The organism is Variovorax xiamenensis (genome assembly GCF_050916385.1).
Classification (GTDB): domain Bacteria; phylum Pseudomonadota; class Gammaproteobacteria; order Burkholderiales; family Burkholderiaceae_C; genus Variovorax.
Genome location: NZ_CP139038.1, coordinates 3450908 through 3469230, shown reverse-complemented (window position 1 = coordinate 3469230; position 18323 = coordinate 3450908). Strand labels below are relative to the sequence as shown.

Genomic DNA, 18323 nt, shown 5'->3' with positions numbered 1-18323 from the left:
CGCCATCAGTCGAACTTGACACGCGGATCCACCAGGACGTAACAGAGATCGGAAATCAGCTTGGCGAACAAGCCGATCAGCGTAAAGAGGAACAACGTGCCGAGCACGACGGGGTAGTCCCGGCGGATCACGCTTTCATAGCCCAGCAGGCCCAGGCCATCGAGGGAGAACAGCGTCTCGATCAGCAGCGAGCCCGCAAAGAACGCGCCGATGAACGCCGAAGGCAGGCCCGTGATGATCGGGATCAGCGCGTTGCGGAACACGTGCTTCCAGAGCACCTGCTTCTCGCCCAACCCCTTGGCACGCGCGGTAAGCACGTATTGCTTGCGGATCTCTTCCAGGAACGCGTTCTTCGTGAGCATGGCCGTCACCGCGAAGCTGCCGAGCACCATGGCGGTCACCGGCAAGGTGATATGCCAGAGATAGTCGACGATCCGGGCGCCCCAGCCGAGCTCGTCCCAGTCGGCCGAGGTCAGCCCCCGCAGCGGAAACCACTGCAGGTGTCCGCCAAACACTACCAGCAGCGCCACCCCGAGCACGAAGCCCGGAATGGCATAGCCGATGAGCACGATTAGGGTGCTGATCAGATCGAAGCGCGTACCAGCCCTGACCGCCTTCGCAACTCCCAATGGCACCGCCACGCCGTAGCTGATGAGAAAAGTCCACAAGCCCAGGCTGATCGATACGGGCAGCTTCTCCAGGATCAGGGTCCAGACGTCCTTGTTCTGGAAGAAGCTCTTGCCCAGGTCGAAGCGCGCGAACTGCCCGAGCATGAGGAAGAGCCGCTCGTGCGGTGGCTTGTCGAAGCCATAGAGCGCCTTGATCTGCTCCAGCCGCTTCGGATCCACGCCCTGGTTGCCGCGGTAGCTGCCGCCACCCGATTCGAAGCCCCCGCCGCCACGCCCAGCGGTCTTGGCCTCGGCAAGGTATTGCTCGACCGGCCCGCCGGGCACGAACTGGATCACGAGGAAGGTCACCAGCAGCACGCCGAGCAGCGTCGGTACGAACAGCAGCAGGCGCTTGAGGACATAGGAGAGCACGGCCGTTTCCTTCTTTTCGCTTTTTCTCTGATGCTTCTAGGGCTTGCGCGGAGGCATCCTGGCCCACCAAGTACTCATGACCCAATCCTCGCCACCCGCGTAGGGCGGCATGGGCGACTTGAACACCAGCCGCCAGTCGTTGTAGACGATGCGGTGCGAAGTCAACGTCCACTGGGGAATCAGGTAGTGGCTGTGCATGATCACCCGGTCGAGCGCCTTGCAGGCCGGGATCAGTTCGGCCTTGGTATCGGCGTCGACGATGTCCTTGAGCAGCGCGTCGACGGCTGGCGTCGACACGCCCATGAAGTTGCCCGAGCTCTCCGTCTTGGCCGCCTTGCTCCCGAAGATCTCGAGCAGCTGCTGGCCCGGGTTGTTGGTGCCCTGGAAATTGATGGTCGTGATGTCGAAGTCGAAGCGGTCGAGCCGTTCCTGGTAGAGCGCGAAGTCGGCAGTGACGAAGTTGAGCTTGATGCCCAGCTTCTCGAGGTTGCGAACCCACGGCGATACGGTGCGCACGCCACCTTCCTTGCTGTCCAGGTATTCGAGCGCCATCGCCTCGCCTTTGGCATTGCGCAGCGCACCGTCGCGATACTCCCACCCGGCCTGCTTCAGCAGGTCTCGTGCGTGACGGAGGTTGTTTCGCAGCGAATGGCCTTCGCCCTCGGTGACAGGCGGCGTGTACATCGGACCGAAGCTGGCATCGGGAATCTTGCCGCGCCAAGGCTCCAGCAACGCCTTTTCTTGGGGCGACGGCAACCCCTGTGCCTCGCAGTCGGTGTTACCGAACAGATCCTTCACGCGTGGATAGCCGTTGTAGAACATCTGCCGGTTCATCCACTCGTAGTCGAGGGCCAGCCCGAGCGCCTCGCGCACGCGCGGGTCGCTGAGCTTGTCCCGCCGGGTGTTGAGCACGTAACTCTGAAAGCCCGCTGGCTTCTTGTGCGGAAACTCCCGCTTGACCAGCTCGCCGCTGCTGAAGCGCCTGCCATAGACCCGGCGCGCCCAGTCTCCCGCCGAATAGAAGCTCATCATGTCGAACTCACCGGCCTTCAGGGCTTCGAGACGGGCGGCGTTGTCCTTGTAGATCTTGACGGTGATCCGGTCGAAATTGTGCGAGCCGCGGTTGACTGGCAGGTCGCGTCCCCAGTAGTTGGGATCGCGCACGTAGGTGATGTCCTTGCCGAAGCGCACCGGCCCGATCTTGTAGGCGCCGCTGCCGATTGGAATGTCCATCACGACCTGGTCGAAGGGCTTGGCCTTCCCGTTCTCTACGCCCCAGGCACGGCTGAAGACAGGCAGAGCGCCGACGATCAGCGGCAGCTCGCGATTGATGGTCTTGAAGCGGAAGCGGATGGTGCGTGCATCGACCACGTCCGCACCGTCCACTTCCTGCAAAAGCGTCTTGTAGCTCGGCGAGGTATAGGGACCGATGAGCGTTTCGTAGGTGTACTTCACGTCGGCCGCCTCGACCGGCATGCCGTTGTGGAACTTCGCCTCGGGCCGCAGCCGGAAAGTGACGCTGCGGCGATCGGGGGCCACGGTCACGTCTTCGGCCAGCAGGCCGTAGCCCGATCCTGTCTCGTCCATCGCGCCGGCCAGCAGCGTGTCGAACATCAGGTTGTCGAGGTAGGCCGGCGCAGTGCCTTTGATGGTGAAGGGGTTGTACTTGTCGAAGGTGGATACACGCAGGCTGCTCACCAACCTCAGCTCGCCCCCCTTGGGCGCGGCCGGATCGACGTAGTCGAACGCCTTGAAGCCGGGGGGGTACTTGAGATCATCCCAGAGCGCGTAACCATGCACAGCCCAAGCGGGAGCCGCACACACCAACAACCACCAGACCCGGAGAAACCGCATGCGAGAATTCTGCCCAAGATTTTCACAAGGCAACCTCATGGGCTTTCTTTCGGGCAAGAAACTGCTGATCACCGGTGTACTGAGCAATCGCTCCATTGCTTATGGCATTGCCAAGGCCTGTCACGACCAGGGCGCGGAGCTCGCCTTCAGCTATGTCGGCGAGCGATTCAAGGACCGTATCACCGAATATGCCGCAGACTTCGGCTCGAAGCTGATTTTCGATTGCGACGTGAGCGACGATGCGCAGATCGACAAGCTCTTCGCCGACCTCGCCCAGGCCTGGCCCAGGTTCGACGGCTTCGTGCACAGCATCGGCTTCGCGCCGCGCGAGGCCATCGCGGGCGACTTCCTGGACGGGCTCTCGCGCGAGGGCTTCAAGGTCGCGCACGACATCAGTGCATACAGCTTCCCGGCCATGGCCAAGGCGGCCCTGCCCTACCTCAACGACAAGTCGGCCCTGCTCACGCTGACCTACCTGGGCGCCGAACGCGCCCTGCCCAACTACAACACCATGGGCCTGGCGAAGGCCTCGCTCGAAGCCTCTGTGCGCTACACGGCCGCCTCGCTCGGCCCGAAGGGCATGCGCGTCAACGGCATCAGCGCCGGCCCGATCAAGACGCTGGCTGCCAGCGGCATCAAGGGCTTCGGCAAGATGCTGGCGGCCGTGGCCGACGCGTCGCCGATCCGCCGCAACGTGACCATCGAGGAAGTCGGCAACGTGGCCGCCTTCCTGCTGAGCGACCTGGCCAGCGGCGTGACCGCCGAGATCACCTACGTGGACGGCGGCTTCAGCAACGTGGTCGGCGGAATGGCCGAGTAACCCGCCGGCCCCCATGACGACAGGGCCGCTCAAGCGGCCTTTTTTCGCTATTCATTTCATAGCAACGTGCTGAACCGCCGTTCCCTGCTGCTCGCCGTTTTCGGCCTGGCCATCGCGCCGGCGGCACTCGCGCGCGAGCCCGCGCCGTCGCTGATGCTGGCCGAGACGTACCGCCGCGGCATGTCGCTGGCGGACTACTGGGTCAGCGAGAAGTACGACGGCGTGCGCGCCTACTGGGACGGCCGGCAACTATGGACGCGCGGCGGCGAACGGATCGTCGCCCCGGCGTGGTTCACCGCCGCGCTGCCGAAGCAGCCGCTCGACGGCGAACTCTGGGCCGGCCGGGGCCGGTTCTCGCACGCGGTGTCGACGGCGCGCAACCAGACGCCCAACGACATCGCGTGGCACGAGATGCGCTTCATGGCGTTCGACCTGCCCGCCCAGCCCGGCGACTTCACGACGCGGCTCGCAGCCCTGCGCAAACTGCTGCCCATCACCGATGCGCCGTGGGTGGTGCCGGTGCCGCAGGAGCGCGCGACCACGCACGAGGCGCTGCAGGCATTGCTCGACAAGACGGTGAAGATGGGTGGCGAAGGCCTGATGCTCCACCGCGGCGCTTCGCTCTACAAGGGCGAGCGCAGCAACGACCTGCTGAAGGTCAAGCCCTACGAGGACGCCGAAGCCCGGGTGATCGAGCACGTGCCCGGCAAGGGCAGGCACAGCGCCAGGCTCGGCGCGCTGGTGGTCGAGACGCCCGACGGCAAGCGCTTCAGGCTGGGTACGGGCTTCACCGATGCGCAGCGGGAGAACCCGCCCGCCATCGGCAGTTGGGTGACCTACCGATACAACGGCACCACGGCCAAGGGCCTGCCCCGCTTCGCGCGCTTCATGCGGGTGCGCGAGGGCTGAGTGGCCGGCCGGTGGTCCGGCCCCCAGCCCGCTTCTGCTGCCCGTTACTTCGCTTCCTTGACGCAGTCCGCGTAGTAGCGCTTGCGGCCCGTTTCGTCGACGCGCGCCACGAGGCCGTGGATGTCGGTCTCGAAGCCCGGGCACTGCGTGTTGAACTCGCGCGAGAACTTGAGGTAGTCGACGATCTTCTTGTTGAACACCTCGCCCGGGATCAGCAGCGGAATACCCGGCGGGTACGGCGTGATCAGGCTGGTGGTGATGCGGCCTTCGAGGTCGTCGATTTCCACGCGCTCGGTCTTGCGGTGCGCGATGTGTGCGAAGGCGTCGCTGGGCTTCATGGCCGGCGTCAGGTCGCTCAGGTACATCTCGGTCGTGAGGCGGGCCACGTCGTAGCGCGCGTACAGCTGGTGGATGTGGTGGCACAGGTCGCGCAGGCCCAGGCGCTCGTAGCCGGGGTGCTGCTGGCAGAACTCGGGCAGGATGCGCCACATCGGCTGGTTGCGCGCGTAGTCGTCCTTGAACTGCTGCAGCGCCGTCAGCAGCGTGTTCCAGCGGCCCTTGGTGATGCCGATGGTGAACATGATGAAGAAGCTGTAGAGGCCCGTCTTCTCCACGATCACGCCATGCTCGGCGAGGAACTTGGTCACCACGCTGGCCGGGATGCCGGTCTCGGCGAAGTTGCCCTCGAGGTCGAGGCCCGGCGTGACGATGGTCGACTTGATCGGGTCGAGCATGTTGAAGCCGTCGGCCAGTTCGCCGAAGCCGTGCCAGTTGCGCTGCGAGTTCTTGCCCTTTCCGGTCTTCGGCTGGCCATTCTTCTCGCCATGCATGATCCAGTCTTCGGCACGGCCGATGCCCTCTTCGACGAGCTTCTCGGGACCCCAGACCTTGAACCACCACTCGTCCTTGCCGAACTCCTCCTCGACCTTGCGCATGGCACGGCGGAAGTCCAGCGCCTCGAGGATGCTCTCCTCCACCAGCGCGGTGCCGCCGGGCGGCTCCATCATGGCGGCGGCCACGTCGCAGCTCGCGATGATCGCGTACTGCGGGCTGGTCGACGAGTGCATCAGGTAGGCCTCGTTGAAGAGGTCGCGGTCGAGCTGGCGGTTCTGCGAATCCTGCACCAGCACGTGGCTGGCCTGGCTGATGCCGGCCAGCAGCTTGTGCGTGGATTGCGTGGCGAACACCAGCGATTCCTTCGGCCGCACGCGGCGCTTGCCCATCGCGTGGTAGGCGCCGTAGAACGGGTGGAAGGCCGCGTGCGGCAGCCATGCCTCGTCGAAGTGCAGCGTGTCGACGTAGCCGTCGAGCATGTTCTTGATGGTCTCGGTGTTGTAGATCACACCGTCGTAGGTCGACTGCGTGAGCGTCATCACGCGCGGCTTGACCTTGTCGGCATCCACGTCAGCCAGCAGCGGGTTGGCCTTGATCTTGGCCTTGATGGCGCTCTGCTCGAACTCGCTCTTCGGAATGGGGCCGATGATGCCGAAGTGGTTGCGCGTGGGCTTCATGAACACCGGAATGGCGCCGGTCATGATGATCGCGTGCAGGATCGACTTGTGGCAGTTGCGGTCGACCACCACGACGTCACCCGGGGCCACCGTGTGGTGCCACACCATCTTGTTGCTGGTGCTGGTGCCGTTGGTCACGAAGAAGCAGTGGTCGGCGTTGAAGATTCGCGCCGCGTTGCGCTCGCTGGCCGCCACCGGGCCGGTGTGGTCGAGCAGCTGGCCCAGTTCTTCCACCGCGTTGCAGACGTCGGCGCGCAGCATGTTCTCGCCGAAGAACTGGTGGAACATCTGGCCCACGGGGCTCTTGAGGAACGCCACGCCGCCCGAGTGACCCGGGCAGTGCCACGAATAGGAGCCGTCTTCTGCGTAGTCGATCAGCGCCTTGAAGAACGGCGGCTGCACACTCTCGAGGTAGCTCTTGGCCTCGCGGATGATGTGGCGCGCCACGAATTCGGGGGTGTCCTCGAACATGTGGATGAAGCCGTGCAGCTCGCGCAGGATGTCGTTCGGCAGGTGGCGCGAGGTCTTGGTCTCGCCGTAGATGTAGATCGGCACGTCGGCGTTCTTGCGCCGGACTTCGCCGATGAAGTTGCGCAGGTTCAGCACGGCCGGATCGAGGTCGGGGCCGATGGTGAACTCCTCGTCGTCGATCGACAGGATGAAGGCGCTGGCGCGGCTTTGCTGCTGGGCGAACTGGCTCAGGTCGCCGTAGCTGGTGACGCCCAGCACCTCGAAGCCCTCCGTCTCGATGGCCTGCGCGAGCGCGCGGATGCCGAGGCCCGAAGTGTTTTCGGAGCGGAAGTCCTCGTCGATGATGACGATGGGAAAGCGGAATTTCATGAGCGGGGCTCCGGACAGGCTGACTGGGAGAAACACACAGGCAATGTGGCGAGGCGCGAAGTGTACGGAATTCGGATGACGAATCCGGTCAGCTTCGCGCAAGCCATCCGGTGCTGTCGGACAAGGTTGCTTTTGCCCTTCCCGGCCCAGTATCCCTACGTTGGGCAAGCGCTTGGAGCGGATGCCGCAGAATGGCGCGCATCGAACAAGCAAAAAGAGGAGTCGACATGGCAAATTCCACTGTCTGGTGGCTGATCGCGGGGGCGGCCATCGTGGTAGAGCTGCTCTCGGGCACCGTCTATCTCCTGCTGCTGGCGGCCGGCTTCGCGGCCGCGGCGATCTCGGCCCACCTGGGCTTCGGCACCGTCACCCAGCTGATCGTGGCAGCGGTCATCGGCGTGGGGGCCGTGCTGGTCTGGTACTCGATCCAGCGCAGGCGCCCCCCTGCCCCGCCCACCGAAGCCAACCGCGACGTGAATCTCGACATCGGCGAAAGCGTCCAGGTCGACGCATGGAACGCCGATGGCACGGCAACCGTGCGCTACCGGGGCGCGCAATGGACGGTGGTCCAGCGCGCCGGCCGCACGCCCTCCACCGGCGAGCACCGCGTGGTCGAGGTGGTCGGCAGCCGGCTGGTGGTCGACAAGGTTTAGTCAGTCTGTACGTAGAACTCGGAAAAGGAAGCGCACCATGGAATTCTCGGTACCCCTCATCATCCTGGTCATCGCGATCATCTTCATCAGCCAGTCGGTCAAGTTCGTGCCGCAGCAGAACGCCTGGATCCGCGAGCGGCTGGGCAAGTACCACGGCACGATGACGCCCGGCCCCAACTTCCTGATCCCGTTCATCGACCGGGTGGCCTACAAGCACAGCCTGAAGGAAATCCCGCTCGACGTGCCGAGCCAGATCTGCATCACGCGCGACAACACGCAGCTGCAGGTCGACGGCATCCTGTACTTCCAGGTGACCGACCCGATGCGCGCCAGCTACGGCTCGTCGAACTACATCGTGGCCGTGACGCAGCTCGCGCAGACCTCCCTGCGCAGCGTGATCGGCAAGCTGGAGCTCGACAAGACCTTCGAGGAGCGCGACGTGATCAATGCCCAGGTGGTGGCGGCGATCGACGAGGCGGCGCTGAACTGGGGCGTGAAGGTGCTGCGCTATGAAATCAAGGACCTGACCCCGCCGAAGGAAATCCTGCAGGCGATGCAGCGCCAGATCACCGCCGAACGCGAGAAGCGCGCGCTGATCGCGGCCTCCGAAGGCCGCCGCCAGGAGCAGATCAACATCGCCACCGGCGAGCGCGAGGCCTTCATTGCCCGTTCCGAGGGCGAGAAGCAGGCGCAGATCAACAACGCCCAGGGCGAGGCCGCAGCCATCACGGCAGTGGCCACGGCGACGGCGGACGCCATCGAGCGCGTGGCAGCAGCCATCCGCCAGCCCGGCGGCGAGCAGGCCGTGCAGCTCAAGGTGGCCGAGCGCGCCGTCGACGCCTACGGCAAGGTCGCGGCCGACTCCAAGACCACGCTGATCGTGCCCAGCAACATGACCGAAACCGCCACGCTCATCGCGTCGGCGATGCGGATGGTGCAGGCCGGCAAATCTTCGGTGCAAGGTCAGGCAAATCAGGGCTGAACTGACTGCTACAATCGTGGGCTTCGGAGCGGTGGATGAGCGGTTTAAGTCGCACGCCTGGAAAGCGTGTGAGGGTTAATAGCCCTCCGCGGGTTCGAATCCCGCCTGCTCCGCCAGAGAAACAAGAAGCCCAGGTTGCCACAAGCACCTGGGCTTTTCTGTTTCCGCTGCCCGTCCGGGTCGCCTTCGACTTGAAAGGCAATGCGTTGCTTTGCAACAACCGAACACGGCCGCCCGGGCCCTCGCGTCTGGCGCTACGATCCAAAGGTTCTATATCTTCCAAGCCCTCAAAGGAATCCCGATGGCCGGAAAACCGAAAAGCCCACCGCGTGGCACGACAACGCTGGATCACACCCTCGAAAAGAGCGAGCAGGTGGCTGCCGATGTGCAGCGGGCATCGGACAACCTCGCCGTGGTCAACACGGTGCTCGAGCAGGAACTGCCCGACGATGTGCAGGTCGGCGAAGTGGCACAGGCGATCGAGCACACCAGCCAGCTGGAGGAAAAGCTGGCCAAGTCCGCCGAGAAGCTCGCCGAGGTGAATGCCGCTCTGAGCGAGGAAATCGAGAAGCGGCTCGAGGTGACGGCCGAACGCGACGAGAGCCAGGCCTTGGCCAAGAAGCTCAAGGCGAAGATCCGATCCGAGAGCTCGGACTGACCGCGCTGCGCACCACGTCCGTATCCCTTCTCCTACGCGGAGGCAGCGCCAGGCACGCTACGCTATTCGTTCTCAAAGCGAAACCACGGCATGGCCCTCATCACGTTCCTCGTCGAGGACAACAAGACCATCAGGGACAACCTGGTCCCGGCCCTTGAGGATTTGGTCAACGGCCGTGTGGTCGGCTACGCCGAAACCGAGACGGAAGCCCTTGCCTGGCTCGCCGCGCATCCCGACGACTGGCAGCTTCTCATCGTCGACCTGTTCCTGAAGGAAGGCTCCGGCCTCGGCGTGCTCGGCGGCGCCAGGGAGCGCAAGCCCAGCCAGCGGGTGGTGGTGCTCAGTAACTACGTGACGGCCGACATCCGGGCGCGCTGCACTGCCCTTGGCGCCGATGCGGTGTTCGACAAGTCGCGCGACCTCGACGCCTTCATCGAATACTGCAACGCGAACCGGCCATCGGGCCTGGCGCCGCTCTGATCTATCGATCTGAGCGCCAATGAAAAAAGGGCCCGAAGGCCCTTTTTTGTTTTCGGCTGAAGCGAATCAGCGCACCACGGCGATCTGCGTACGCGCACCACCCTTGTAGGTGTACAGCGTCAGGGCACCGTTCTTGATGTCGCCCTTCTCGTCGAAGGCGATCGGGCCGGTCACGCCCTTGTACTGCACCTTGCCGACTTCGGGCAGGTACTTGGCGGGGTCGGACGAACCGGCCTTCACCATGGCTTCGGCCAGCACGTTGACCGCGTCGTACACGTACGGTGCATAGATCTGCACGTCCACGCCGTTCTTGGTCTTGAACTTGGCCTTGAAGTCTTCCAGCGGCTGCTTGAAGTCGCCGTCCACGCCGCCGGCTTCAGCGCACACCACCATGTCTTCGCCGATGGCATCGCCAGCCAGCTTCGGCAGTTCGCCGGTGCACAGGCCGTCGCCGCCCATGAACTTGACGTTCAGGCCGAGTTGCTTGACCTGCTTGAGCATCGGGCCGCCCACGGCGTCCATGCCGCCAAAGAACAGCACGTCGGGCTTGGCGGCCTTCAGCTTGGTCAGGATGGCGTTGAAGTCGGTCGACTTGTCGGTGGTGAATTCGTGGCCCACGATGGTGGCGCCGGCAGCCTTGGCCGACTTCTCGAATTCCTCGGCGACGCCCTGGCCGTAGGCGGTGCGGTCGTCGATCACGGCGATGTTCTTGCCCTTGAGCGTTTCGACTGCGTACTTGCCCAGCGTGCCGCCGAGCTGCGTGTCGTCAGCCACGACGCGGAAGGTGGTCTTGAAGCCCTGGCGGGTGTACTTCGGGTTGGTGGCCGAAGGCGAGATCTGCGGAATGCCTGCGTCGCTGTACAGCTTGGAGGCGGGGATGGTGGTGCCCGAGTTCAGGTGACCGACCACGCCATTGACCTTTTCGTCCACGAGCTTCTGTGCGACGGCCGTGCCCTGCTTCGGGTCGCCTGCGTCGTCTTCGGGAACCAGCTCGAACTTGGCGACCTTGTCACCGATCTTGATGCCCTTTGCATTCAGGTCCTCGATGGCCATCTTGGCGCCGAACTCGTTGTCCTTGCCGAGGTGGGCGATGGGGCCGCTGGTAGGTGCCACGTGGCCGATCTTGACGACCAGGGTGTCTCCGGCAGGTGCGGGTGCAGGTGCAGCAGCCGGGGCCGCGGCCGTTGGCGCGGGCGCTGCAGCGGGAGCAGCAGCTTCTTCCTTCTTGCCGCAAGCCACGAGCGTGATTGCAGCCAGTGCGACCGCAGTCCATTTCAATTGCATGGGAACCTCCAGAACTTGGATGAAAAGAATAAACAAACCGGTCGTGTGATCCGGGCGCGCAGACCTCGCAAGTTTCGCGCCGCAGACCAGCGGCACCCTCACGCCCTTCCGACCTGCGGCGCAGTTTAGCCCAGTATTCAGGGTCCGGAAGCTGGCGTAGACCCGGTGTTTTCGCTGAGTTCCGCGGCCATCGCCTCGATCACGAGCGCGCGCAAAACGGCCTCTATTTCATTGCGCAAACGGGGCACCATCGCATCGAGCTGATGCTGAACGGCAGCTGACACGGTGTCGCTCAAACGCTCTTCCAGCGAGAGGTCGACGCGCTGCAGGACGCGGTGCAGCAACTGCTCTTCGAGACTGACGATTTCCGCCTGCGAAAGCTGCGCAGCGGGCGGCAACGCCATCGAGTTCACCGGGTCGGGCTGAGGCACCGGCGCGGCCTGCGGCTCGGGGCTCGCGGGCTCCGCCGGAACGTCGAGCACCGTGGTCAGCGTGGGAACGAACCGGGGTGGAGTACGCAGCGTGCTGGCCATGTCAGGAACTCTTTGCGAAGTCGTGCGGCTGGATGGTGTAGCCACGATCGGCATAGTGGCGCCAGCGGGCACGACCGACCTGCCGGTCGTTGGCCTCGTCGCTCACGATGTCGATCATGCGTTCGTAGCGCTCGAAGCCCGCGGGCACTTCGAGGCCCAGGTTCACCAGCATCTCGCGGTGCGGCAGCGAGGCTGCATCGGCCCCTTGCGCCGACAGCACCACGGGCGAGCGAGCGACCACGTGGGCCGGGGCGTCGTCGCGGCAATGCGCGACGAAGTCCACCGGCGACAGCTGCCAGAGCGCGGCATCCACCGCGTCGAGCGAGCGCACATCGCCCACCACCACCACGCGCAGGCCGCGCGTGTTCACGGCCTTGCGAACCAGCCGGCAGGCGTAGTTCAGCTTGTCGCGCGCGTTGTAGTGAAAGCCGATTTCCGTCACTTCTCGGTCCGGGCCTTTCCAGCCGGGGCTGCTGCTGCCTTGGCCTTCTTGCCGGACTTCGCCTTGGCGCCGTCGACGCTGCCCGCGCGGTTCGTCAGGTAGGAGACCAGCAGGCCCACCGGCCGGCCGGTCGAGCCCTTGGCCGCCCCGCTCTTCCAGGCGGTGCCGGCGATGTCCAGGTGCGCCCAGGCGAACTCGCTGGTGAAGCGCTGCAGGAACTTGGCAGCGGTGATGGCGCCGCCCGCGCGGCCGGCGATGTTGGCCACGTCGGCGAAGTTGCTCTTCAGGCCTTCGGCGTAGTCGTCGTCCAGCGGCATGCGCCAGCAGCGGTCCTGCGAGGCTTCTCCGGCGGCTTCGAGCGCCGCGGCCAGCGTGTCGTCGCTGGCGAACAGGCCGCTGCGCACGCCGCCCAGGGCGATCACGCAGGCGCCCGTCAGCGTGGCGATGTCGATCACGGCGGCGGGTTCGAAGCGCTTGGCATAGGTCAGCGCGTCGCACAGGATGAGCCGGCCTTCGGCGTCGGTGTTGAGCACCTCGATGGTCTGGCCGCTCATGCTGGTCACCACGTCGCCCGGCTTCACGGCGCGGCCGTCGTTCATGTTCTCGCACGAGGGGATGAGGCCGACGACGTTGATGGCGGGCTGGATGTCGCCCAGCGCGCGGAAGGTGCCCAGCACGCTGGCCGCGCCGCACATGTCGAACTTCATCTCGTCCATCTCGGCAGCCGGCTTGAGCGAGACGCCGCCGGTATCGAAGGTGATTCCCTTGCCGACCAGCACCACGGGCGCCTGGCTCTTGGGCGCGCCGTGGTAGCGCAGCACGATGAAGCGCAGCGGCTCCGCCGAGCCCTGCGCCACAGCGGCGAAAGAGCCCATGCCGAGCTTCTCGACCTCCTTCGGCCCCAGCACCTCGCACTTGATGTTCGGCAGCTTCGCCAGTTCCTTGGCGGCCTCGCCCAGCAGCGTGGGCGTGGCGTGGTTGGCCGGCCGGTTGCCCCATTCCTTGGCCAGCTCGATGCCCCGGACGGTGGCGCGGGCCTCGTCGAACGCCGCGGAAACCGCCCCGGCATCGGCCACGCCGACGGTCAGTTGCCGGATGCTGCGGGGTTCGGCCTTCGACTTGGTGGTGGTGTAGACGTAGCTGGCGTCGGCCGCCGCGGTGACGGCTGCGGCCACCGCCGCTGCGTCCGCGGGCTGCGCGAACACCACGGTCACCCGCTTGGGCGCGGGCGCCTGGACCTTGGCGGAATTGACCGCCGCCACGACCCCGCTGCGCGCCGCGGCCGGCTTGCCGTCGCCGATGGCGGCGAGCACCACGCGGCCCGCCACGACGTCTTCCGGACGGTAGAGGCCGAGCAGCTTGCCGGCCTTGTCGGGCAGGTCGCCAGCCTTGCGGGCACTGGCGGCGAGCACGGAAAGCGGGTCTTTGGAGGTGATGGGAGCGCTGCCGACGAGCACGATCAGGACATCGGATTTCTCGGCTGCGGCCTGGGCGACGGTGAGGGTCTTGAGTTGAAAGTCCATAATCCTTTTTTTCCTCGAACGATGTTATTCCATTCTTCCCTACGCAAGGAGCTGTCCCGCAGCTTCGGAGCGACCCTCGTGGTACTGGTCACCATCGTGATGACCATGATGCTCATCCGCACCCTCGGGCTCGCGTCCAAGGGCAGTGTGAATCCGCAGGAGGTGTTCCTGGTCATGACCTACACGGTGCTCGGCTACATGCCGACCATCCTGAGTCTGAGCCTGTTCATCGCCATCGTCGGCACCCTGTCGCGCATGTACCGCGACAGCGAAATGGTCATCTGGTTCTCCAGCGGCCGCGGCATGGCCGACTTCGTCAAGCCGCTGTTCCGCTTCGCCTGGCCGGTGCTGATCCTGATCGCCGTGATGGCGCTGGTGGGCTGGCCGTGGGCCAACTCGCAGACCATCGGCATGCGCAAGCAGTACGAACAGCGCAGCGACATCGAGCGCGTGGCGCCGGGCGAGTTCCGCGAATCCGCCGGCCGGGTGCGCGTGTTCTTCATCGACAAGGAGACGCCCGACAACTCCAAGGCCACCAACGTCTTCATCTGGTCGGTCGAGCGCAACATGCAGATCACCACCTCGGCGCGCAGCGGCAGCATCGAGAACATCGGCGATTCGCGCTACCTGCTGCTCAACAACGGCCAGCGGCTGGAGCAGCCGATGGCCAACACCGGCCTGAAGATCAGCGAATTCAAGACCTACGGCACCCGTGCCGGCGGGAGCTCCGGCCTGACGGGTGACGCGACGCCCCCGCGTGCCCGCACCACCCTGTCGCTGCTGACTGATGCCACCGCGCCGAGCCGGGGCGAGCTGGCCTGGCGCATCGGCATGCTGCTGGCGGCCGTCAACTTCGTGCTGCTGGCGCTGAACGTGTCCAGCGGCAATCCCCGCGTGGGCCGCAGCGGCAACCTGCTGCTCGCGCTCTTCGCCTTCGTCGTCTACTACAACATGCTCAACCTGGGGCAGAGCTGGATCAGCTCGGGCAAGTACGGCATGGGCGGCTTCATGCTTCTGCTGCACGGCGGCGTGCTGCTGATCAACCTGGCGTGGCTCGGCGCCCGCCAGAACAACTGGGGCCGACGGATCGGGCAGAACCAGTCCTCCGCCGCCATCGTCGCGCCTTCCGCTGCCAGGATCGAACCCACGTGAAAACGATAAGACGCCTGATCTACGTCGAGGTACTGAAGGCCGTCGCATTCGTGACGCTCGGCTTCCTGAGCCTCTTCTTCTTCTTCGACTTCGTCGACGAGCTGCAGTCCATCGGCAAGCCCGACAGCCTGAACTACGGGCCCGCCCAGGCACTGCTCTACGTGACCCTGCTGGTGCCGAGCCACCTGTACGAGCTGCTGCCGATCACGGTGCTGATCGGCTCGATCTTCGTGATGGCCCGGCTGGCGCAGAGCTCCGAGTACACCATCCTGCGCACCAGCGGGCTGGGCCCCTGGCGTGCGCTGCGCACGCTGCTGCTCATGGGCATCGGCTTCGTCGTGCTGACCTTCGCCATCGGCGACTACATCGCCCCTGTCTCCGAACGCACAGGCCAGTTGCTCAAGGCCAGGTACCAGGGCACCTACTCGCTGGCCGGCAACACGGGCGCATGGCTCAAGGAGAAGCGCGACAACGTCTCCTACGCGGTGAACGTGCTGGCCATCGACCGCAAGGGCGCGCTGAAGAGCCCGCGCATCTTCGAGTTCGACGAGAGCGGCTACATCAAGACCCAGATCGTCGCGGCCTCGGCCACCATCGGCAACGATGGCCACTGGATGCTCACCGGCGTCGAGGAGCAGAAGTACGACACGCGCAGCTCGTCCGAGCAGGCGCACATCGTCACCACCAAGATCCCGCAGCTGAACTGGCCGACCTCGCTGACCGGCGAGATGGTGTCGGTCGCGCTGCTGCGCCCCGACCGGATGAGCACGATCGACCTGTTCGACTACATCCGCCACCTGGACGCCAACGGCCAGACCGCGCAGCGCTACGAGATCGAGTTCTGGCGCAAGGTGTTCTATCCGCTGTCGTGCCTGGTGATGGTGGTGCTCGCCCTGCCCTTCGCGTACCTGCATTTCCGCCAGTCGGGCATCACCACCTACGTGTTCGGCGGCGTGATGATCGGCATCAGCTTCTTCCTGCTGAACAACGTGTTCGGCTATCTCGGCAACCTCAGCAACTGGTCTCCATGGCTCACTGCGGCAGCGCCGGGGCTGATCTACTCGGTGATGTCGCTCACGGCCTTCAGCTGGCTGGTGCTGCGACGATGACCGCGCAGGGCATCGTCCTGCTGGCGCACGGCTCGCGCGACGAGCGCTGGCGCCAGCCCATCGAGGCCGTCGCCGAACAGGTGCGTGGCAACGATCCCGATGCCCGCGTGACCTGCGCCTACATGGAGCTGGCCGCGCCCGACCTGCCCACGGCCGCCGAGGCGCTCATTGCCGGCGGCGCCACCGCCATTCGCATCGTTCCGCTCTTCCTCGGCATGGGCAAGCACGCCCGCGAAGACCTGCCGAATCAGGTCGAGACGCTGCGCCAGCGTTGGCCCGCCATCGGCTTCTCGCTGGCCCGGATCGTGGGCGAAGAGCCCGAACTGGTCGATCTCCTGGCCAGGATTGCGGTCAAATCTTGAACATTCGGCAATTTCGATAGATTCCGAAGGCATAATGAATTCCGCAATAAGACGGAATTTGATATGAATCTGCATCAGTTCAAGTTTGTTCAGGAAGCCGTGCGGCGCAACCTGAACCTCACCGAGGCGGCCAAGGCGCTACACACCTCCCAGCCCGGGGTTTCCAAGGCCATCATCGAACTCGAGGAAGAACTGGGCGTCGAGATCTTCGCGCGCCATGGCAAGCGGCTGAAGCGCGTCACCGAACCGGGCCAGCACGTCATCGCCAGCATCGAGCTGATCATGCGCGAGGTGGGCAACCTCAAGCGCATCGGCGAGCAGTTCAGCGCGCAGGACAGCGGCACCCTCTCCATCGCCACCACCCACACCCAGGCGCGCTATGTGCTGCCGGTGCCCGTGGCCAACCTGCGCGAGGCCTACCCCAAGGTCAACGTGAGCCTGCACCAGGGCTCGCCCGACCAGGTGGCGCGCATGGTGATCGACGAGATCGCCGAGATCGGCATCGCCACCGAGTCGCTCGACGGCTACGCCGAACTGGTGACCCTGCCCTGCTACGAATGGCAGCACGTGCTGGTGCTGCCCAAGGACCACCCGCTGGCCTCCAAGGAGCGCATTTCGCTGGAAGACCTGGCGAGCGAGCCGATCATCACCTACCACCCGTCGTTCACCGGTCGCACGCGCATCGACCACGCCTTCGCGCAGAAGAAGCTCACGCCGCGCATCGCGCTCGAGGCCATCGACTCCGACGTGATCAAGACCTACGTACGCCTCGGGCTGGGCGTGGGCATCGTGGCCGAGATGGCGGTGCGCGACGAGTCGAACGCCGACCTCGTGGTGCGCCCGATGGGCCATGTGTTCGGCCAGAATATCGCCCGCGTCGCCTTCAAGCGCAGCGCCTACCTGCGCAACTTCGTGTTCAAGTTTGCCGAGCTGCTCTCCGACCGCCTCGACCGCAACCTGATCGCCAAGGCCCTCAGCGGCCACCAACAAGATTACGAGCTATGAGCACGTCCCCACGTACACCCGAAGTCGGCACCAAGCTGCCTTCCGTCGGCACAACCATCTTCACGGTCATGTCGACCCTCGCGGCCGAGAAGAACGCGGTCAACCTGGGCCAGGGCTTCCCGGACTTCAACTGCGACCCGAAGCTGCTCGAGGACGTGACGGCCGCCATGGCCGCGGGCCACAACCAGTACCCGCCGATGCCCGGCATCCCGGCGCTGCGCGAAGCCATCGCGGCCAAGATCTCGGCGCAGTACGGCCACAGCTACAGCTCGGCCACGGAAATCACCGTCACCGCGGGCGCCACGCAGGCGATCATCACGGCCATCCTCGCCGTGGTGCGTCCGGGCGACGAGGTGATCGTGCTGGAGCCCTGCTACGACAGCTACGTGCCCAACATCGAACTGGCCGGCGGCAGCGTGGTGCGCGTGCCGCTCGTGCCCGGCACCTTCCGTCCCGACTTCGGCAAGATCGCCGCCGCGCTCACGCCGCGCACGCGCGCCATCATCATCAACACGCCGCATAACCCGAGCGCCACGGTCTGGACCGAAGCCGAGATACGTCAGCTGGAAGAGTTGCTCACGCCCACCGACGTGTTCGTGATCAGCGACGAGGTCTACGAGCACATGGTGTTCGACGGCGCCCGCCACGAGAGCGTGGCGCGCTTTCCGGGGCTGGCCGCTCGCAGCTTCATCGTCAGCAGCTTCGGCAAGACCTATCACGTCACCGGCTGGAAGGTCGGCTACGTGGCCGCGCCGGCACCGCTGATGGCCGAGTTCCGCAAGGTGCATCAGTTCAACGTGTTCACCGTGAACACGCCGATGCAGCACGCGCTGGCGCAGTACATGGCCGAGCCGAAGCCCTACCTCGAATTGCCGGCCTTCTACCAGCGCAAGCGCGACCTGTTCGCCGCGGGCCTGGCCGAGAAGACCCGTTTCAGGCTGCTGCGCAGCGAAGGCAGCTACTTCCAGTGCGTCGACATCTCTGCGGTGAGCGATCTCTCGGAAGCAGAGTTCTGCCTGTGGCTCACGCGCGAGATCGGCGTGGCCGCCATTCCGCTGTCGGCCTTCTACGGCAACGGCTTCGACCAGCGCGTGGTGCGCTTCTGCTTCGCCAAGAAGGACGAGACGCTGCTGGCCGCGCTGGACCGCCTCGCGCGGCTCTGAGAG

At 65.3% G+C, this 18323-nt stretch carries 18 protein-coding genes and 1 tRNA gene; 12 read left to right on the top strand and 7 right to left on the bottom strand.

The window, feature by feature from the left end:
• Positions 1 to 5: 5 nt before the first annotated feature.
• Together SFB74_RS15835 and SFB74_RS15830 are read right to left on the bottom strand one after the other, a co-directional pair.
• Positions 6 to 1040, bottom strand: a complete 1035-nt coding sequence (locus SFB74_RS15835; RefSeq protein ID WP_432731729.1) for a microcin C ABC transporter permease YejB — start codon at positions 1038 to 1040, stop codon at positions 6 to 8.
• Between the two features lie 36 nt (positions 1041 to 1076).
• A complete protein-coding gene (locus SFB74_RS15830; protein ID WP_432731728.1) occupies positions 1077 to 2894 on the bottom strand; it encodes an extracellular solute-binding protein in 1818 nt (605 codons plus the stop codon).
• A 37-nt stretch (positions 2895 to 2931) separates the two neighbouring features.
• On the opposite strand from SFB74_RS15830, the gene fabI reads away from it, so the two are divergent.
• Positions 2932 to 3714: an enoyl-ACP reductase FabI gene (gene fabI / locus SFB74_RS15825; RefSeq protein WP_432731727.1), complete on the top strand. Its 783-nt coding sequence runs from the start codon at positions 2932 to 2934 to the stop codon at positions 3712 to 3714.
• Positions 3715 to 3780: 66 nt separating this feature from the next.
• Positions 3781 to 4623 carry a DNA ligase gene (locus SFB74_RS15820; RefSeq protein ID WP_432731726.1) on the top strand — a complete coding sequence of 281 codons (843 nt, stop codon included), beginning with the start codon at positions 3781 to 3783 and terminating at the stop codon, positions 4621 to 4623.
• 44 nt (positions 4624 to 4667) lie between these two features.
• Here the strand turns inward: SFB74_RS15820 and SFB74_RS15815 are convergent, their stop codons facing one another.
• Positions 4668 to 6974 (bottom strand): Orn/Lys/Arg decarboxylase N-terminal domain-containing protein, encoded by a 2307-nt coding sequence (locus tag SFB74_RS15815; protein WP_432731725.1) that lies wholly within the window; start codon positions 6972 to 6974, stop codon positions 4668 to 4670.
• A 227-nt stretch (positions 6975 to 7201) separates the two neighbouring features.
• On the opposite strand from SFB74_RS15815, the gene SFB74_RS15810 reads away from it, so the two are divergent.
• The 5 genes from SFB74_RS15810 (at position 7202) to SFB74_RS15790 (ending at position 9747) form a co-directional block, all read left to right on the top strand.
• Positions 7202 to 7627 carry an NfeD family protein gene (locus SFB74_RS15810; protein ID WP_432731724.1) on the top strand — a complete coding sequence of 142 codons (426 nt, stop codon included), beginning with the start codon at positions 7202 to 7204 and terminating at the stop codon, positions 7625 to 7627.
• Positions 7628 to 7664: 37 nt separating this feature from the next.
• Complete coding sequence (locus SFB74_RS15805) at positions 7665 to 8609, top strand: SPFH domain-containing protein (protein ID WP_093195326.1); 945 nt, start codon at positions 7665 to 7667, stop codon at positions 8607 to 8609.
• Positions 8610 to 8634: 25 nt separating this feature from the next.
• A tRNA-Ser gene (locus tag SFB74_RS15800) sits at positions 8635 to 8725 on the top strand.
• A 185-nt stretch (positions 8726 to 8910) separates the two neighbouring features.
• Positions 8911 to 9267: a hypothetical protein gene (locus SFB74_RS15795; protein WP_432731723.1), complete on the top strand. Its 357-nt coding sequence runs from the start codon at positions 8911 to 8913 to the stop codon at positions 9265 to 9267.
• A gap of 90 nt (positions 9268 to 9357) precedes the next feature.
• The gene (locus tag SFB74_RS15790) at positions 9358 to 9747 is read left to right on the top strand and encodes a response regulator (protein WP_432731722.1); all 390 of its coding nucleotides are present in this window, start codon (positions 9358 to 9360) and stop codon (positions 9745 to 9747) included.
• Between the two features lie 66 nt (positions 9748 to 9813).
• Here the strand turns inward: SFB74_RS15790 and SFB74_RS15785 are convergent, their stop codons facing one another.
• From SFB74_RS15785 to SFB74_RS15770, 4 genes are all read right to left on the bottom strand, one after another.
• Positions 9814 to 11031, bottom strand: coding sequence for a branched-chain amino acid ABC transporter substrate-binding protein (locus SFB74_RS15785; protein ID WP_126019500.1), 1218 nt, complete (start codon positions 11029 to 11031; stop codon positions 9814 to 9816).
• 137 nt (positions 11032 to 11168) lie between these two features.
• Positions 11169 to 11564, bottom strand: a complete 396-nt coding sequence (locus SFB74_RS15780; protein ID WP_432731721.1) for a hypothetical protein — start codon at positions 11562 to 11564, stop codon at positions 11169 to 11171.
• Position 11565: 1 nt separating this feature from the next.
• The gene (locus SFB74_RS15775) at positions 11566 to 12006 is read right to left on the bottom strand and encodes a DNA polymerase III subunit chi (protein ID WP_432731720.1); all 441 of its coding nucleotides are present in this window, start codon (positions 12004 to 12006) and stop codon (positions 11566 to 11568) included.
• A complete protein-coding gene (locus SFB74_RS15770; protein WP_432731719.1) occupies positions 12003 to 13529 on the bottom strand; it encodes a leucyl aminopeptidase in 1527 nt (508 codons plus the stop codon). Before SFB74_RS15770 ends, SFB74_RS15775 begins: the two co-directional genes overlap by 4 nt.
• Before the next feature lie 21 nt (positions 13530 to 13550).
• On the opposite strand from SFB74_RS15770, the gene lptF reads away from it, so the two are divergent.
• From lptF to SFB74_RS15745, 5 genes are all read left to right on the top strand, one after another.
• Positions 13551 to 14681, top strand: coding sequence for an LPS export ABC transporter permease LptF (gene lptF, locus SFB74_RS15765; protein WP_432731718.1), 1131 nt, complete (start codon positions 13551 to 13553; stop codon positions 14679 to 14681).
• Positions 14678 to 15790 (top strand): LPS export ABC transporter permease LptG, encoded by a 1113-nt coding sequence (gene lptG, locus SFB74_RS15760; protein ID WP_432731717.1) that lies wholly within the window; start codon positions 14678 to 14680, stop codon positions 15788 to 15790. The genes lptF and lptG overlap by 4 nt, the downstream gene beginning before the upstream one ends.
• Positions 15787 to 16152, top strand: coding sequence for a sirohydrochlorin chelatase (locus tag SFB74_RS15755; protein WP_432731716.1), 366 nt, complete (start codon positions 15787 to 15789; stop codon positions 16150 to 16152). The genes lptG and SFB74_RS15755 overlap by 4 nt, the downstream gene beginning before the upstream one ends.
• A gap of 63 nt (positions 16153 to 16215) precedes the next feature.
• Positions 16216 to 17157, top strand: coding sequence for a CysB family HTH-type transcriptional regulator (locus SFB74_RS15750; protein ID WP_093195336.1), 942 nt, complete (start codon positions 16216 to 16218; stop codon positions 17155 to 17157).
• Positions 17154 to 18320: a pyridoxal phosphate-dependent aminotransferase gene (locus SFB74_RS15745; protein WP_432731715.1), complete on the top strand. Its 1167-nt coding sequence runs from the start codon at positions 17154 to 17156 to the stop codon at positions 18318 to 18320. The genes SFB74_RS15750 and SFB74_RS15745 overlap by 4 nt, the downstream gene beginning before the upstream one ends.
• Positions 18321 to 18323 lie beyond the last annotated feature (3 nt).

What these genes read in the sequence shown, in the direction of transcription:
- SFB74_RS15830 (WP_432731728.1), bottom strand. Translation starts at nt 2,894, where the DNA reads ATGCGGTTTCTCCGGGTCTGGTGGTTGTTGGTGTGTGCGGCTCCCGCT.
- fabI (WP_432731727.1), top strand. Translation starts at nt 2,932, where the DNA reads ATGGGCTTTCTTTCGGGCAAGAAACTGCTGATCACCGGTGTACTGAGC.
- SFB74_RS15815 (WP_432731725.1), bottom strand. Translation starts at nt 6,974, where the DNA reads ATGAAATTCCGCTTTCCCATCGTCATCATCGACGAGGACTTCCGCTCC.
- SFB74_RS15810 (WP_432731724.1), top strand. Translation starts at nt 7,202, where the DNA reads ATGGCAAATTCCACTGTCTGGTGGCTGATCGCGGGGGCGGCCATCGTG.
- SFB74_RS15805 (WP_093195326.1), top strand. Translation starts at nt 7,665, where the DNA reads ATGGAATTCTCGGTACCCCTCATCATCCTGGTCATCGCGATCATCTTC.
- SFB74_RS15795 (WP_432731723.1), top strand. Translation starts at nt 8,911, where the DNA reads ATGGCCGGAAAACCGAAAAGCCCACCGCGTGGCACGACAACGCTGGAT.
- SFB74_RS15790 (WP_432731722.1), top strand. Translation starts at nt 9,358, where the DNA reads ATGGCCCTCATCACGTTCCTCGTCGAGGACAACAAGACCATCAGGGAC.
- SFB74_RS15785 (WP_126019500.1), bottom strand. Translation starts at nt 11,031, where the DNA reads ATGCAATTGAAATGGACTGCGGTCGCACTGGCTGCAATCACGCTCGTG.
- SFB74_RS15780 (WP_432731721.1), bottom strand. Translation starts at nt 11,564, where the DNA reads ATGGCCAGCACGCTGCGTACTCCACCCCGGTTCGTTCCCACGCTGACC.
- SFB74_RS15770 (WP_432731719.1), bottom strand. Translation starts at nt 13,529, where the DNA reads ATGGACTTTCAACTCAAGACCCTCACCGTCGCCCAGGCCGCAGCCGAG.
- lptF (WP_432731718.1), top strand. Translation starts at nt 13,551, where the DNA reads ATGTTATTCCATTCTTCCCTACGCAAGGAGCTGTCCCGCAGCTTCGGA.
- SFB74_RS15755 (WP_432731716.1), top strand. Translation starts at nt 15,787, where the DNA reads ATGACCGCGCAGGGCATCGTCCTGCTGGCGCACGGCTCGCGCGACGAG.
- SFB74_RS15750 (WP_093195336.1), top strand. Translation starts at nt 16,216, where the DNA reads ATGAATCTGCATCAGTTCAAGTTTGTTCAGGAAGCCGTGCGGCGCAAC.
- SFB74_RS15745 (WP_432731715.1), top strand. Translation starts at nt 17,154, where the DNA reads ATGAGCACGTCCCCACGTACACCCGAAGTCGGCACCAAGCTGCCTTCC.